Genomic DNA, 14,807 nt, shown 5'->3' with positions numbered 1-14,807 from the left:
TTTTTTCTCCTGCAACCATCTCGGGTCGGGACTGATGCGCTCGGGCATCATGGTGGCACCGGCCCGAACGTCGGCTGAAAGAGCCTGGTGGGCGGGCGGGATCGGTAGGGTCCCGGTGTCGCGTAGAAGACGGCGCCCTTGACGTTCGATTCGAGGCGTAGGTACCGTCGGGACCAAGTTGGCTGGGGCGGACCGGTTGGCGGTAAACGCTCCACGGACCTTCTGGCTGTCGGCCGTCCGTGGAGGCGCGCTCCGCGCTCTTGAACCTCGATCTGGCAGATTGTCATGGAGGAATTATGGGCGTGGACGTTCGTCGTGTCCTGAACTCTTTTGTTCCCCGGCGGCAGGCCTGGGCCCGGCTGGACGAGACCGTCCAGGACACGGGCCTGGCCGATGACACCACCGGAGTCCTCAATCCCGACTTCCTGGCCCTCGGCCTGGGCGCCACCAACATGATGGGAATGCTCTGGTCGCTGGCCCTGGGCCGGCGGGTGGTGGGCGTCGAGCTGNGGGGTGACCCCTCGCTGGGCGTGCACTGGAACATTCGCGAGGACCTTTACCACCACCTCGGCCTGATCGACCAGATGATGCTCGAGCGCTACGGCGAGGCGGGTATCCCCCNCCGGGGCGACGGGAGCCTGTTCATCCTGGCCGAGTGCTTCTACCGGCCGGACACGCCCGCCGGCGCCGTCACGGCCGACGAGGTGGTCAGCGGATTCCTGGACGCGCTGGTCGGCGAGCCCGCGCGGATCGGCGGCCGGATCTTCCACACCGAGTTCATCGACGACCGTTGGAAGGACGGGAAGCCGCACCGCACGGTGACCGTGCTGACGCCGCCGGAGCCCCCGCGCCGGCCCGACCCCACCCGGGTGGGGCGCAGCACCCTCGAGGCGCTGGAGGGGCCCTCCACGTTCCAGAGCGCGGCCTCCGAGGTGATGGTGCTGATGCGCCGCTACCTCGAAGGGGTCGAGCGGATGGACCTGGCCCGGGGCGTCACGCCGCGGGTGCGGTTGTTCCTGTCCCACCGGGTGGTCACCACCGGGACCGGGAGCGACGCGGGCTATCTGAAGTGGCTGCGCCGCGAGGAGGGATTCGGGGACGCCTCCGGCGGTCGCANGTCCATCCGCATCGAGCAGGTAAGGGAGCTGGACTACAACGGCAGGTTCCACCGCGTGCGGGTGCCGGGCAGCAAGGTGATCGACATCGGGATTCCCGAGCTGTTCATGATCGCGCAGGGTTTCAACAGCACCGACGCCGACCGCCTAGGCTTCAGGCAGGAGGACGTGCTGGTGGACCACCACGACGGCCGCGGGCCGGTCGTGGCGCAGGCCGACTACCTCGCCGGCCTGCTGGAGGTGCTGGTCGACGGCCGGCTGCGGCGCAGGATCGCCTCCGACTTCGACAAGGAGGGCAACGAGTACTGGGTGCGGCAGATCGCGGTGGGGCATGAGGACGACGCCGAGGTCGGCTGGATCCTGGTGCAGGTTCCCGACTACAAGACGTTCGACCCGATCCTGTCCGGCCTGGTGCCGCCCGGTACCTACCGCAAGTCCAAGCAGTACCGGGCCGGCGTGCAGCACCTGATGCGGGAGNTCTACCTGGACCAGGTCTCGCAGATCTGCGAGATGCCGGTGTCGGAACTGGAGAGGATCCAGATGCCGTACGGTCCGAAGCTGTTCAGCCTGGTCGAGCGGGCCGGGGTGGACGCCCAGGTCGCGGCCAACGGGGTCGTCGCCGGGGACACCTTCGGCAACGGCCATTTCCTCACCAGCGGCGGCGCCATCACGGGCATGATCGGTCACGGGCACCGCGTCAAGCTGTACTGGGAGGCCCGGGACGCCGGAGTGCCCCACGAGCAGGCCATACGCGGCCTGGCCGACGGCATCAAGCAGGACACCGACGACTGGTTCGCGGTGAGCGCGCAGGAGTTCAGCACCGCCCTGCCGATCAACTTCGGCTCCGAACGGATCGCCACGATCGAGGCGGCCGGCGGACACCGGTCGTCCGCCCGGGCGACCACGATCGACGCCACCCGCCGTCACCGGCACACCCTGGTGCCGCTCGACCCGTCGGACTGGCGCCGGTTGCTGGTGCGCAGCGGGCGGATGCACGCCCTGGCCCTGCCCCCGATCCCGATGACCCACCCGGTCGTGCGCGGCGGTGGTGGGCTGCCTGATCCTGCCGACGCCCAGCAGGACGGTGCTACGGCCGGGATGGGGGCCGGGATGGGCGGTTGCATGGTCCAGCCGGGCGGTGCCATGGGCGGGATGGACGGTGCGATGGCCGAGGTGGCAGCTCAGTGAGCATCTTCCAGCCGAAGGGCGACTCGTTCGGGAGCCTGAACGAGACCGTCCAGTCGCGGCGCCTGATCGTGAGCCGCTACCGCAGCCTGCGTGAACGGCAGTGGGCCCTGCTGGTGCTCTGCACCGGCGCCCTCGCCATCGTGATCGACACCTCCATCGTGAACGTGGCCCTGCCCTCCATCGGCCAGGACCTGGGGTTCTCCGCCGCCGGGCTCTCGTGGGTGGTGAACGCCTACGCAAGTAGTACGTCGTAGCAACGCCTGATCTGCACGTTCATCCCGCTTGCACCTGCAAGCAGGCTTCCGCGTCAGCCTGGGGCGAGGGAGACGTGTGCCTTTTCTCCACCGGAGAACAGTGATCTGCACCACAAAAGGTGGGTGGGGTGCGCCGTCTCCTTGCCGGGCGGCCAGCGTCGCGCGGGGCCGCGCTCCGGTCCGGCTCGTCCTGGCCGTCCCGGCGGGCGTTCCGCTCCGGGAAGCGGGGCCAACGCGGACGGCGGTCGTATTCTTTACTACTCCCCGGAAAACCTGGCCCACGCTCGCAGGAAATAGACGTGACTGTTTCTCGTGAAACATTCCGGCTCGTACGAAATGCCGGCATGGCGTGGATCGACGGGGTATTATGGGCGGTGGAAGGTAAGTGAATAGGGCGGCCCGGAGTGGTGTTACCAGCACCATCCCCGGGCCTTGATCCCAAATCCTGCTACGAACAGGAGTGTGGAACCCATGGCCATGGTGCCATATGGGCCGGCCGGTGCCGGTAGCCGGTCGGTGACGAGTGTGGATCTCCAGGTGCATCCGGCGGAGTCGGCGGATGTGCATCTTCCGATGCCGGGACCTCGGTTCTCGGTGATGCGTCCGACCCTGCTGCTTCCGGCCGGGGTGCGGGTGAGCGTGGCCAGTGACATGCCGTACGACGTGGCGGCGCGCTGGTGGGACTCGCTGACGGTCGCGGGGTCGGCGGCGAGCCAGTGGTACACCGCCCAGGTCAACGGCTGGCCCGGTGGCAAGGATCGTCGGGACGGGGGCCGGTGATGGCGGGCTCGCTGCGGGCGTTGCACTTCATCCGCCAGGATGCCGGCAGCTACGGCGACCTGGCAGACCAGCGGGCGGTGTTCGCGGTGGCATGTACGGCGCGCGGCTGGCAGGCCGGAGGTGCGGTCCGTCAGATCGGGTCGGGTCCGCACGCCTGGTCGGCGGTCGTCCGGCTCGTCGGGTCGGGGGCGTACGGCGTGGTCGTGGTCGACACGCTGGAACGGCTCGCGGCCACCGAAACCGGGCGGATGGCGGTCCTGGGCCTGCTGCGCCGGACGGGGGTGCGGCTGCTGGTCGCACGCGAACCCCTCGACACCGGCGATGCGATCGGCCGTGCCCTCGCCGATTCCCTGCTCGACCCGGAGGAACAGCGGACACCGCTCGCGGCATGACCTGACCCACGGCTGATCAAACCCGGGTTCGGGGGCTTCCACGCCACCCGACCCGGGTTTTGATCTTTCACAGAGTTCGGGCTGAGCTGATCTCCTCCGTCGGTCGGGCGGCGTAGCCCTACCCCGGGTTCTCCTGGCCGGGCAAGGGCGCCGACGGCCCGTACCATGCTGGGTGCGGTGCGTCCCTTGCGCGGGTGGGAGGTTCCGGGGTAGCCCTTCAGGGGTCCGGGCGGCGGAGGCGATCAGCGGACGTACGCGGCCTCTCCCCCTCCTCCAGAGTGAGGGCCGGGGTTTGGGGCGGAGCCCCAACAACCAGCAGCGGCACCGTCCTCGCGGACGTCGCGCGGCTCCTGGAGCACCGGCGTGGACCAGCGGCATCAGCATCGCCGATCGTCACGGTCGTCACGGACCCTCTGGCGGGGGGCCTGACGCTCCGACACGCCGACGGGCCGACGCGCCCACGGGGCGACGCTCCGGCCGGGGTGCCGACCGGAGGGAGGCGGGGCCCCGGCCGGGTGCGGCGATCCCGTAGGCGCGGCGCGCACGGGGCGACGCGCGGCGCGTGCGGCAGGCCCCCCGCGGCGGCCGAAGGCCGCCCTTGAAACGGTACAGAACATTAGCGACGATCTTGAACTACTCGGGGATCCGGGTTGTCGGGGTCACCTGGCAGTAGTTCTCGACCTCGGCTGCAATGTCGAGTGCCTGCGGCGATCGTCCGTACCGCTGGTCGGTCAGCGCACCTTGAATGCGCTGCATGAGGGTGCGGATCCCGTGGTTGCGGCGCTGGGCTGGGATGGCTAGGACGGGCCGGAGGGCGTCTTGGGCGCCGTCGACGTCACCCCGGCGGGTGCGAGCCAGAGCGAGGTTGATGTGGGCCCCGGCTCGGCTGCCGTAGCTGGCGTTACCTGCGGCGGCGAAGGCTTCCACGGCGTCCATGGCTGCCTGCTCGGCGCGTGGGTCCTCGGGGAGTCGGGTAAGGGCATCGGATGCGATGAACAGTTGGACGGCTACCGGGGTGGAGAGTTCACCCCCGATCTCGTCCAGGTCGTCGGGACGGGTCCGCTCGCGGAGGTCTACGGCTCGCGTGATGGCGGCATGGGCCTGTGCGCTGTCGCCGAGTGCCGCATGGGCACGGGCTGCCTGTACGGCGGTCTCTATCGCTGCCGTGCCGTGAACGAGGTGGACGTCTGCTTCGGCTGCTTCGATGTAGCGCAGTGCCTCGTGTGGTGCCCCTGTCCAGTAGGCGGCGCGGGCCTGTTCGGTGCGTACCCAGATGCGCAGGCCGGGATGATCTGCCCGGTCGGCGCACAGGTAGGCGACGCGGGCGTAGATGTCGGCGGTTGTGTGCTGGCTGAGGTCGACTCCTGCGCGGGCGAGGAGGCCGGAGGNTCCCCCTCCTCCAGAGTGAGGGCCGGGGTTTGGGGCGGAGCCCCAACAACCAGCAGCGGCACCGTCCTCGCGGACGTCGCGCGGCTCCTGGAGCACCGGCGTGGACCAGCGGCATCAGCATCGCCGATCGTCACGGTCGTCACGGACCCTCTGGCGGGGGGCCTGACGCTCCGACACGCCGACGGGCCGACGCGCCCACGGGGCGACGCTCCGGCCGGGGTGCCGACCGGAGGGAGGCGGGGCCCCGGCCGGGTGCGGCGATCCCGTAGGCGCGGCGCGCACGGGGCGACGCGCGGCGCGTGCGGCAGGCCCCCCGCGGCGGCCGAAGGCCGCCCTTGAAACGGTACAGAACATTAGCGACGATCTTGAACTACTCGGGGATCCGGGTTGTCGGGGTCACCTGGCAGTAGTTCTCGACCTCGGCTGCAATGTCGAGTGCCTGCGGCGATCGTCCGTACCGCTGGTCGGTCAGCGCACCTTGAATGCGCTGCATGAGGGTGCGGATCCCGTGGTTGCGGCGCTGGGCTGGGATGGCTAGGACGGGCCGGAGGGCGTCTTGGGCGCCGTCGACGTCACCCCGGCGGGTGCGAGCCAGAGCGAGGTTGATGTGGGCCCCGGCTCGGCTGCCGTAGCTGGCGTTACCTGCGGCGGCGAAGGCTTCCACGGCGTCCATGGCTGCCTGCTCGGCGCGTGGGTCCTCGGGGAGTCGGGTAAGGGCATCGGATGCGATGAACAGTTGGACGGCTACCGGGGTGGAGAGTTCACCCCCGATCTCGTCCAGGTCGTCGGGACGGGTCCGCTCGCGGAGGTCTACGGCTCGCGTGATGGCGGCATGGGCCTGTGCGCTGTCGCCGAGTGCCGCATGGGCACGGGCTGCCTGTACGGCGGTCTCTATCGCTGCCGTGCCGTGAACGAGGTGGACGTCTGCTTCGGCTGCTTCGATGTAGCGCAGTGCCTCGTGTGGTGCCCCTGTCCAGTAGGCGGCGCGGGCCTGTTCGGTGCGTACCCAGATGCGCAGGCCGGGATGATCTGCCCGGTCGGCGCACAGGTAGGCGACGCGGGCGTAGATGTCGGCGGTTGTGTGCTGGCTGAGGTCGACTCCTGCGCGGGCGAGGAGGCCGGAGGNGATTGCTGCGAGAAAGTAGAGGTCCCGGGCCTGGTCTGGCGGAGTTGGGCCGTCCAGGAGTCTGAAGGCGACGCGCTGTGCGTCGAGTAGCGGGCCTACAAGGTTCGTCGCCTCGGTCNGGAACGCGATGGCGAGGCTGCGTACCTGTTGGTGGAGGAAGTCGAGAACTTCCGGTCGAGCCGCGGCCCGTTCGGCGTTGACCAGGAAGTTAAACGCCTCTTCTGATTCGGTCATGATCCGCCTCTCCGGCCCGTCGGTATCGGGCGGGCGTGAAGCGGTGTACCCGCCGATGTCTCCAGAGTAAGGCGGCGGAGAGGACGCGGCCCGGTCACTGGGAGAGTCGGCCTGCTGCGGAGTCGTCTGGGCGTGCTCGGCGGGGAGCCGGTGGCGGAATCCCAGGTCGGCGTCTCCAGTGCCGAAGATGTGCCGGTAGCTGGCGCGGTAGTCGGCGCCGGGGTAGGTCTGCCCGCGTTCGTGCTTGCCGATGACTTCGGCGGTCGCCAGTGGCGGGGTGAAGCTTCGTTCACGGGCGCTGTCGACGTCGATATTGCGGATGCGTTCGGCGAGCGTGGGAAGGGTGAGCCCGTACTGAAGCCGATGCCGGCGGAGCATAGAGGGGTTCCATCCGGGGTGCTCTGTCGCGCGATGTGGCGTCACGGGTGCCTCCCAGAACAAGGGGTTGCACGAAGCGTAGCGGCCCATGTTCGGTGGCGGACCGGGCGGCAGGGAAGTCACCGTGGATTCGGCTGGTCGACTGATCATTTGACCTGCGATTCGACTGGTCACGTCAACCGGACAACGGCTCTGATCGCCGGACGGGCCGTCGGTGACAGCCGGTTACTTGACGTGGCATCTGTCCTTGGGCACGTGCGGAATCCGCGTTGAACTTCTCGTAGCGGCCCTGGTCGGGCTTGGGGCCGTCCCCCCCGGCCGGTGCCGTTGGGGGCCTGGGGTGCCGTGGCTGGAGTGCGCAGCATTCTTGGTCCCACAGGTACCGGGGGTTCGCGGTCTGACGGATGCGGTCGGTAGAGGTGGGAGCGATGAAGGACGAGGACAGGTACGACGTCGACGATGACGACTGGGAGTGGGATGACGAGAACGGGTATTCCTACGGGGCTCGCGCGAATGGTGAACCTCCGGGACGTGATGACCCCGTCGGGAGCCTTCGCGCTGGTAGTGCCGGGCGCTCAGGTGGTCGCCCCATTCGCGGATCTGCGGTCGATGGCGAACTATGCCCACCGGCACGGGATCACGATTCCGGGATACCGTGCGCTTCCGTTCCTGGACTTGGGGATGATCGCGAGCCTTTGAGGGATCTGGCTCTGGCTCTTCGTCCGGGGCCCGAGTAATGGCGAGTGGGGCGGTCACGGCCACGGGGTGGGAATTTCACACGGGCCAGCTCCCGGAGTTCGTGCCCTGGCACCGCGACGGTTTGATCATCGGCATGCTGCCAGAGCCGTTGCGGGCGGACAGCGAGGCACAGGAGATGCTGCTGTCCGACCAGTTGGCGGTGGACGAGGAAATCATGGTGGGGGCAAGTATTGGGATTGCCCAGCTTGCTCCGGTGGGGCTCGTACTGATGCACCGCAGGTTCACGTCGCTGATGGAATCCCGGGTGGCGTGGGCGGTCGGTATCCGGCTGCGGCGACAGAGGATCATGGCAGGTGAGTTGCCCCGGATCGTAATGGCGGGATCGAGACCGAACCCGGATGTGACACCGGACGGAGTGACGTTCAGTTTGCATCGGGTGCGCCTGCGCGACCACGAAGTGGTGTTGCCGATCGACGTCTGGGAGATCCATTTCCCTGCTCTGATTTGAAGGTCGACGCTGCGTCATAGTCAAGAATGACGCTCCGGTGAGCCTTCACCCAGATCCCCCGACGCGGAATCGGCCGCTGTCGGGTACCCAGGCGCGGTATTGGCCGCGCAAACACCAGGAAAGGTAGGGCGGAAAAATGGTGACGGTTGACCTCCAGTCGCACGAGGGTCCGGCGGAAAAGGATCCGGTGCTGCTGGTGTGCCTCGGTGAGGCGTCGATGGTGACACTCGGCCAGGGCAAGGGCAGCGCGGAGGACAAGCGGAAGGCGTATAACAGCTAGTCCGCGTCCTGCTGGTGCCTGGTTCCGCATGGGGCCAGGCACCAGTACGTTCAGGAAAGGACGAAAGGGATGGGAGACATGCGCTGGTTCGGGGGCTTCAGTAGCGCCGCAACGCCACCGCGGACCCCTGCCAACAGTGCGGAGGTGTGGCCGACCATTCCCGGATGCTGGACGGTCGGCCGATGGGACGGGCACGAGGTCCGCACGACGCACAGCGACCACCGAATGGTTGCGGTGATCGGCCCCTGCGCCATCACTCGGAATTCTTTGACGCGACTCGGAACGCACGGGGTTCCGGACGACGTGGCCTGGCAGTGGGCGGGTAGTTACACCACTGTGGAAGTCACCGACAGCCTTACCCGCATCTGGACCGACCTCGGTGGAGCATGGCCCATCTACACAGCCTCGCTGGACGGCGGGGTGTACTGGTCTTCCAGCTCACGCGCGTTGGCTGCGCTGACCGGTGCCGGGCCGGATCTGGATCGGTTGGCGATGTGGCTTTTGGCTCCGTCGGTGCCTGTCCTGTTTGCGGGGCGGTCCGCGTTCAAGGGCGTAGGGCTTGTACCCGCCGGACATCGCCTGACCCTGATCCGCTCGGGGGCGGTGCGGGCGGAACGGATGTGGTCGCCTCGACCATGCGCAGATTCACCCGGCAGGCGACTGCGGGCGGAACTGGCAGCGGCGGTGGCCGTGCGGGCAGTCAACGCGACAGCGCTGACAGCGGATATGTCAGGCGGGTTCGACTCGACATCTCTTGCTTTGCTAGCCCATGCGTCGTCCGGCACTTCGCGGCCGGTGACCGGGGTGACGGTGCATCCAGTCGGCCGTGCCACGGGTGGGGACGTGGACTATGCGCGGCTCGCGGCCAGACATTCCGGAATCGTTCATCGCCTCATGCCGCTGGGCGCGGAGCACGCGCCGTATTCTGCGTTGGATGTTGTCCCGGTAACAGACGAACCGGCGCCGTCCACGATCGCGCATGCCCGATTTTCCGGTCAACTCGCCTGGATGCGGAGAACCTTCGACACTGATTGCCATTTGACTGGCGATGGCGGGGATAGCCTGCTGTGTTCTCCACCAATCATTCTGGCAGATTTGTTCGCGATCGGGCATAGCCGGCGGGCAGTGGTCGAAACGATCCGATGGGCGCGGTTGCGTAGGCTTCCCGTGTGGCCGCTGCTGCGGTCGGCTCACCGTGTCTCGCGAGAACGTCGCGCGGCAGCGCTGGCGGCGCTGGCCACGGAGTTGGGTGGAGGTTCCTCACGAAGTACCGCCGATGGCGATATCGGCTGGTGCGGGATCGAACCTCTTCCCTCATGGGCGACGTTGCAGGCACGGGAACGGGCACGGACTGTCGCCTCGGCGGTAGCTGAACGCACGGATGATCCCACCCCCGGTTCGTTTGCCACGGTCATGACCGGTGAAGGAATGGCGGAGGTGGGGCGCTCCGCGCGCGCCGATATTCAGCTTGCCGAAGCGGCCGGGGTAGCGCTGCACAACCCANTCACGGATTCTCGCGTGGTGGATACCTATCTGTCGGTTTCCCTGGGTGACCGTCCCGGCCCCGCCGACTACAAGCCCGTGTTGCGGGCTGCGATGGCGAACCTGTTCCCTGCCAGGCTGGCAGAGCGCACTACCAAGGGCGATTTCAATCCTGACCACTACCAGGGGATGCGCACGAACCTGGCTTCGCTCCATGCCCTGGCTGACGGCCGGTTGGCCGCTCTGGGCCTCGTCGAGCCCGGCGAGTTCCGACAGACGTTGACGATGATGGCCGCAGGGCTCCCTGTCCCGTTCGCCACCGTGGAGCCGGCTTTGGCGGCGGAGGTATGGCTACGGGCCCTGGGTGACACATCCGATGTGGCGTGGATTCCAAGAACCACGGAGAGCGATAGATAATGTCATGTGAGTACATCAGCGTCCCCGAACACGTTCGTGCGCTCGATGTCGGCCCGGCCACCGTGATCGTCAACTACCGCAACGGCCGTGCTGATGTACTGACCGGGCCGGCCGCGCGCTGGTGGGAGGCGGCAACGACCAGCGGGTACGGCGACCCGTCAGGGCTGCTGGACACCCAGTCCGCGCGGGCCCTGCGTGAACAGCTCCTTACGGCAGAACTGATCATGGAGACCCTTCGACATCGGGCGGGCCAACCGACGGCGGTCGGGCCGTCGTGGGTGCCAAGCTGGGGAACGCAGGAGATGCAGGCCGGGCGCACGACGGCCGGATCCGCATCCTGCGGGATGACCTTGCGTGCGGGTGTGGCCCTACTCGTCGTGCTCGGCGCGCTCTCGGCCGGACAAGGTCGCAGCCGGATGGCGCGGCTACTTCGTCTGCTGACGTGGGCCACGCGACGCACCAGGGTCAACGCCTCAGCTGATCACCTCATGGAAGCGGTCAACGCCGTCCGGCGGGCAGGAACGGTCATGCCGGGTCGTGTTGCCTGCCTCGAAGAATCATCAGCGGCGTTCCTCCTGCTGGCCATGGGCCGGAAGCGGGTGACGTGGTGCCACGGCGCAGCAGCCGACCCTGTCCGGCTCCATGCCTGGGTGGAGACTGACGACGGACAGCGGGTTGCCGAACCGTCGTCAACCGCACGGTTCGGCGTCCTGCGCGCCGTACCCGAACGCGACAACGGAAGCGAGAACAGGCGTGCATGAACCGATCGTGTGGATCCGGGGCGAACGCGCTGGGCTCGGCCCGTTCTCCAGCAACCTCGTCGATCTTTACTGGCAGTGGGAGCAGGATCCTGGCGTCCTGGTCGGCTACGGTCGCCAGACACCGGACTCGCTGGAAAACCGGCGAGAGGGGTTCCAGCATCAGGCGCGCGGCACGGACGATCAGCTGAGGTTCACCGTCTACGACGTGACCACGGATCCGCCGNCCCCCGCTGGCNCCACCGCCGTTCTCATCGACCATCACGTGCGAACCGGGGAGTTCGTGATCCAGCTCGGCCCGGCCAGCCGTGGCAACGGTATCGGTACCGAAGCGACGCGGCTCACACTCGACTACGCCTTTCACGTGACGAACCTGCGATGCGTCCACCTATCGGTACTCTCTCCGAACCTGGCTGCGATCCGGGCCTACGAGAAAGCTGGTTTCCGCAGGATCGGGGAGCGTCGAAACTCCGGATACTGGCTGGGTGAGCTTGCCAACGAAACGCTGATGGACGCGATACCCGCCGACTTCCCGGGGCCGTCTGCGGTACGGCAGGCCGTCGAGTCGGACCGGTAGAGCAACGATTCTCGCGGAACTATCCCTACCGATCCACCCCCGCCAGGCGACCCCGCGGCCTTCCCGACCCTTCCCCTCGGGTGGAGGTGCCCCGGGGTCGTCGCCATGCCCCCTGGCACCCAATGCGCCGGGGTGGTATCGTCAATGACGGCATTCGAGGGTTCTGAACCCTGCGCCACGATGATCTTTTTCTTGTACGGCAGTACGCCACATTGTCGGGCTGTCCACATGTGAGCCGCCTCGGAGCGGCACGGACCGGGCTCGGGCTGCTGCACCGTGGGTCGCCGTCGGTGGCCTGCGTCCAGTCGTGTTGATGTTCCGTCTGGGGTGCGCATGTGCCGTGTTCTGCTGCTGTCCTGGGTTGCTGCTGCCTGTGGGGTGAGCGGGTAGCCGGGGGCGGCTGAGCCTGCGCGGGGTTTCCGCGCGTTCACCTGTTCCCCGTGCCGGTGCCGGTCTGGTGCCGGTCGCGCTGCCGTTTCGTGTGCCATTAGCGCTGCCGACTATGGGCGTGTTTTTGTGTGTGGCATTGTGCCGGCGTTTCGGTGTGGGATGGCTGTACGGCGGAAGGCCCGTCGGGTTCGGTTTCCGTTCCGGTTCTCCTGTTCTCATTCCTGCTTTCTTTCTTCGCGCTCTCCGCTGGTCTGACCTGTGGTTTTCCGGGTCTGGGCTGGTGGGGGCGTGTGCGAGTGAAAGGGCGCGGTGTGTTTTCCGTGGATGTGGGCGTGAGCCTGCCCGAAAACCGGCCGGTCGCGGGTGGCTGTTCCCGTCCGATCCGCCTGTCCGGCCATGTCGATCATGTGGATGTCGGGACCGGTGAGATCCGCCGTGCGCTGTCCGGGAAGGATCTGCCGGGCGGGGTGCTGCATGTGCGGTGCGGGAACCGGCGGGAGTCGGCGTGTCCTGCCTGTTCGGCGGTGTACAAGCGGGACGCCCGGCGGCTGGTCCTGGCCGGGCTCGCGGGCGGCAAAGGCGTACCAGAGACCGTCACGACGCATCCGGCGTGGTTCGTGACGTTGACCGCTCCGACCTTCGGGCCGGTGCATTCCCGCCGTCAGCAGGGCGGTAAGGGCGGTCCGGTGCGGGCCTGCCACCCCCGGCGGGGGCTCTGCCCCCATGGCCGTCCGGCAGGCTGTCATGAGCGGCACCGCGAGGATGATTCCCGGCTCGGTTCCCCGATCTGCCCGGACTGCTACCAGTACGGCCGGGCCGTGACGTGGAACGCGCTGGTACCTCGGCTCTGGAAAACGACACGCGACGCGACGGAATCCGCGGTCGCGGCTGCTGCGGGTCTGACGGTGGCGGGGCTACGCCGCTCGGCGCGGCTGAGCTTCGTCAAGGTCGCGGAAATGCAGGCGCGGGGCGTGGTGCATCTGCATGTGGTGGTCCGGGTCGACGGGCCGGACGGGCCTGGCTCGTCTCCTCCTGGCTGGGCGGATGGTGATCTGGTCGCGGACGCGCTGCGGGACGTCGTCGGGTCGGTCGCGGTAGCTGCTCCGGATCCGGACATGGGCACCCTCGACGGCACCGCATCGGCTGACGGGTGGGCGGTGCGCTGGGGTGTCCAGGTCGACATCCGGCGCATCGCGCTCGACGGACCCACCGATGTCGGACGGATCAGTAACTATCTGGCGAAGTACCTCACCAAGTCGGCGGCGGCCGGCGGGGCGCTGGATCATCCGGTGCGGTCGCTGGCCGCGCTGGGCCGGCTGATCCTGGCGCCGCATGTGCGCCGTCTGGTGGAGACCTGCTGGCGGCTCGGCCATGATCCGGTGTTCACCGCGGCGTTGGATGCGGCACTCGGCCGGGATTCCGGCGATATCCCACGGCTACTGCGGTGGGCGCATCAGATGGGGTTCGGTGGCCACTGGCTGACGAAATCGCGGACCTACTCGACGACGTTCACCGCGCTACGGACGGTACGGCGGGTGTGGTCGCGCACGATCGGCGCGGCGATGGCGGGCCGTGTCCCGGTGGACGCCTTCGGCCGGGCTGAGGGCGATGAGAACACGATCGTTCTCGGGGCGTGGACGTATACGGGCCGGGGGCTAGACCTCGGCGGACACGGGGCTGACCCTCCCGAGTTGCGGTCGTCGCGGACGGCTGGTAGCCCGGTGGGCAATGGGCCGGCTGAGAGATGAGTACCGGGTCGGTTCAGCCGTCGCTGTTCGATGACCTCGACGACTCCGGTTCGGGCCCGGCGGAGCTGGGTGGGCAGGTGGCTGGCCCGGAGACGAGCACCGAAGGTGCCGATTGTTCGTCGTCGTTGCTCACGGACACGGCCGGTGAGCGCTCGTGTGAGACGACAGTGGCGTGGGTGGGCGGGTGGGCTGCACCTCGACCGGCGTTGGCGCGGGGCGGTCTGCGGGATATCGGGGCTGATCGGGTGATGTCGTGTGAGTCGGAGACGGATGGTGGTCGTGGGCCTGGTGCTGCTGGGCGGCGGCGTGGTCGGTCNTCGGGCAGGTCGGTCTCCAGGTCGGCGGCTGGCCCTCCTGATGCCGGCCGTGAGGCTGAGTTGGAGGCGGATGCGCGGTGGATAGCGGCTCAGCTCGCGCGGGCTCCGGAACCATCGGCGCTGATGGCGGCGGCGATCGTGACCGCACTTGCACCGAAACCCGCGCGGAACGTCGACAGCGGCGGTCAGGCAGGTCCGGGATAGCGCCATTGCGGGTCCAGCCGTTCCCGCAACGGAAGATCCTTCCCGGGAACCACAATGATCTTCACCATGATCGTTGACAGGACACGGCGTTTCTCCGTGAGGGTGCCTCCGCGCCAGAGTCGGAGCGCTTCCGCTCCGTCCAGGACGGTCACGAGACGCGCGCGGCGGGCCAGTTCGGCGTCGATCTCCCGTAGCCGGGTCTCGTACTGGGCCTCGAGCTGGCCACCCAGCCGCAGGCTGATCTCCTTGGCGGCGATCGCGCGGGGAAGATCGGCCAGTTCGCGTTCCTTCTCGGTCCGCTCGGCCTTCAGCTCGTCACCGTCCGCGACGTCGCCGGTCTTCTCCCAGTCTCGGCGGCGTAGGTAGGCGTCAACCAGGCGGGTCATCAGGTCGTCCGCGTCGGCGGCGTTGATGTGGAACGACTGGTCACACTCGAAGTGTTCACGGCTCTTCCCGAGACGATGCCGCCACAGGGCGTACGCGCGGGGAGAGTTCCGGACCAGGGAACGCCTGCACTTGTGGCACACGTAGTACCCGGCGAACGTGTGCTTGACGGCCGTACCCGTGCCCT

At 68.2% G+C, this 14,807-nt stretch carries 10 protein-coding genes and 2 pseudogenes (1 of these 12 cut by a window edge); 11 read left to right on the top strand and 1 reads right to left on the bottom strand.

Going from position 1 to position 14,807, the window contains the following annotated elements:
* Nucleotides 1-296: 296 nt before the first annotated feature.
* From ALLO2_RS16515 to ALLO2_RS16460, 11 genes and pseudogenes are all read left to right on the top strand, one after another.
* A complete protein-coding gene (locus ALLO2_RS16515) occupies nucleotides 297-2,303 on the top strand; it encodes a hypothetical protein (RefSeq protein ID WP_035733239.1) in 2,007 nt (668 codons plus the stop codon).
* A 68-nt stretch (nucleotides 2,304-2,371) separates the two neighbouring features.
* Nucleotides 2,372-2,539 (top strand): annotated as a pseudogene (locus ALLO2_RS27370) (MFS transporter); the annotation flags it as partial.
* Nucleotides 2,540-3,028: 489 nt separating this feature from the next.
* Complete coding sequence (locus ALLO2_RS16505; RefSeq protein ID WP_011438518.1) at nucleotides 3,029-3,337, top strand: hypothetical protein; 309 nt, start codon at nucleotides 3,029-3,031, stop codon at nucleotides 3,335-3,337.
* Nucleotides 3,337-3,729 carry a hypothetical protein gene (locus ALLO2_RS16500; RefSeq protein ID WP_035733236.1) on the top strand — a complete coding sequence of 131 codons (393 nt, stop codon included), beginning with the start codon at nucleotides 3,337-3,339 and terminating at the stop codon, nucleotides 3,727-3,729. The genes ALLO2_RS16505 and ALLO2_RS16500 overlap by 1 nt, the downstream gene beginning before the upstream one ends.
* 3,586 nt (nucleotides 3,730-7,315) lie before the next feature.
* Complete coding sequence (locus ALLO2_RS16485) at nucleotides 7,316-7,555, top strand: hypothetical protein (protein WP_011436520.1); 240 nt, start codon at nucleotides 7,316-7,318, stop codon at nucleotides 7,553-7,555.
* A 121-nt stretch (nucleotides 7,556-7,676) separates the two neighbouring features.
* Nucleotides 7,677-8,063, top strand: coding sequence for a hypothetical protein (locus ALLO2_RS16480; protein WP_232235139.1), 387 nt, complete (start codon nucleotides 7,677-7,679; stop codon nucleotides 8,061-8,063).
* A gap of 136 nt (nucleotides 8,064-8,199) precedes the next feature.
* Complete coding sequence (locus tag ALLO2_RS25770) at nucleotides 8,200-8,343, top strand: albusnodin family lasso peptide (RefSeq protein ID WP_023841791.1); 144 nt, start codon at nucleotides 8,200-8,202, stop codon at nucleotides 8,341-8,343.
* 69 nt (nucleotides 8,344-8,412) lie between these two features.
* On the top strand, nucleotides 8,413-10,242 hold the full coding sequence (locus tag ALLO2_RS16475; protein ID WP_369808170.1) for an albusnodin/ikarugamycin family macrolactam cyclase: 1,830 nt from the start codon (nucleotides 8,413-8,415) through the stop codon (nucleotides 10,240-10,242).
* Nucleotides 10,242-11,003, top strand: a complete 762-nt coding sequence (locus ALLO2_RS16470) for a lasso peptide biosynthesis B2 protein (RefSeq protein WP_011436524.1) — start codon at nucleotides 10,242-10,244, stop codon at nucleotides 11,001-11,003. The genes ALLO2_RS16475 and ALLO2_RS16470 overlap by 1 nt, the downstream gene beginning before the upstream one ends.
* Complete coding sequence (locus tag ALLO2_RS16465; protein WP_035733232.1) at nucleotides 10,996-11,577, top strand: GNAT family N-acetyltransferase; 582 nt, start codon at nucleotides 10,996-10,998, stop codon at nucleotides 11,575-11,577. The genes ALLO2_RS16470 and ALLO2_RS16465 overlap by 8 nt, the downstream gene beginning before the upstream one ends.
* Nucleotides 11,578-12,278: 701 nt before the next feature.
* Complete coding sequence (locus ALLO2_RS16460; RefSeq protein ID WP_011436526.1) at nucleotides 12,279-13,715, top strand: replication initiator; 1,437 nt, start codon at nucleotides 12,279-12,281, stop codon at nucleotides 13,713-13,715.
* 502 nt (nucleotides 13,716-14,217) lie between these two features.
* Here the strand turns inward: ALLO2_RS16460 and ALLO2_RS16455 are convergent.
* Nucleotides 14,218-14,807 (bottom strand): annotated as a pseudogene (locus tag ALLO2_RS16455) (recombinase family protein) (it continues 916 nt past the right edge of the window).

The sequence above is a fragment of the Frankia sp. Allo2 genome, assembly GCF_000733325.1.
Lineage (GTDB): Bacteria > Actinomycetota > Actinomycetes > Frankiales > Frankiaceae > Frankia > Frankia casuarinae.
This window is presented reverse-complemented; position numbering and strand designations above follow the sequence as displayed.

Bases quoted from the DNA above. Each gene is read 5' to 3' on its own strand.
- ALLO2_RS16500 (WP_035733236.1), top strand. From the start codon at position 3,337: ATGGCGGGCTCGCTGCGGGCGTTGCACTTCATCCGCCAGGATGCCGGC.
- ALLO2_RS25770 (WP_023841791.1), top strand. From the start codon at position 8,200: ATGGTGACGGTTGACCTCCAGTCGCACGAGGGTCCGGCGGAAAAGGAT.
- ALLO2_RS16505 (WP_011438518.1), top strand. From the start codon at position 3,029: ATGGCCATGGTGCCATATGGGCCGGCCGGTGCCGGTAGCCGGTCGGTG.
- ALLO2_RS16470 (WP_011436524.1), top strand. From the start codon at position 10,242: ATGTCATGTGAGTACATCAGCGTCCCCGAACACGTTCGTGCGCTCGAT.
- ALLO2_RS16485 (WP_011436520.1), top strand. From the start codon at position 7,316: ATGACGACTGGGAGTGGGATGACGAGAACGGGTATTCCTACGGGGCTC.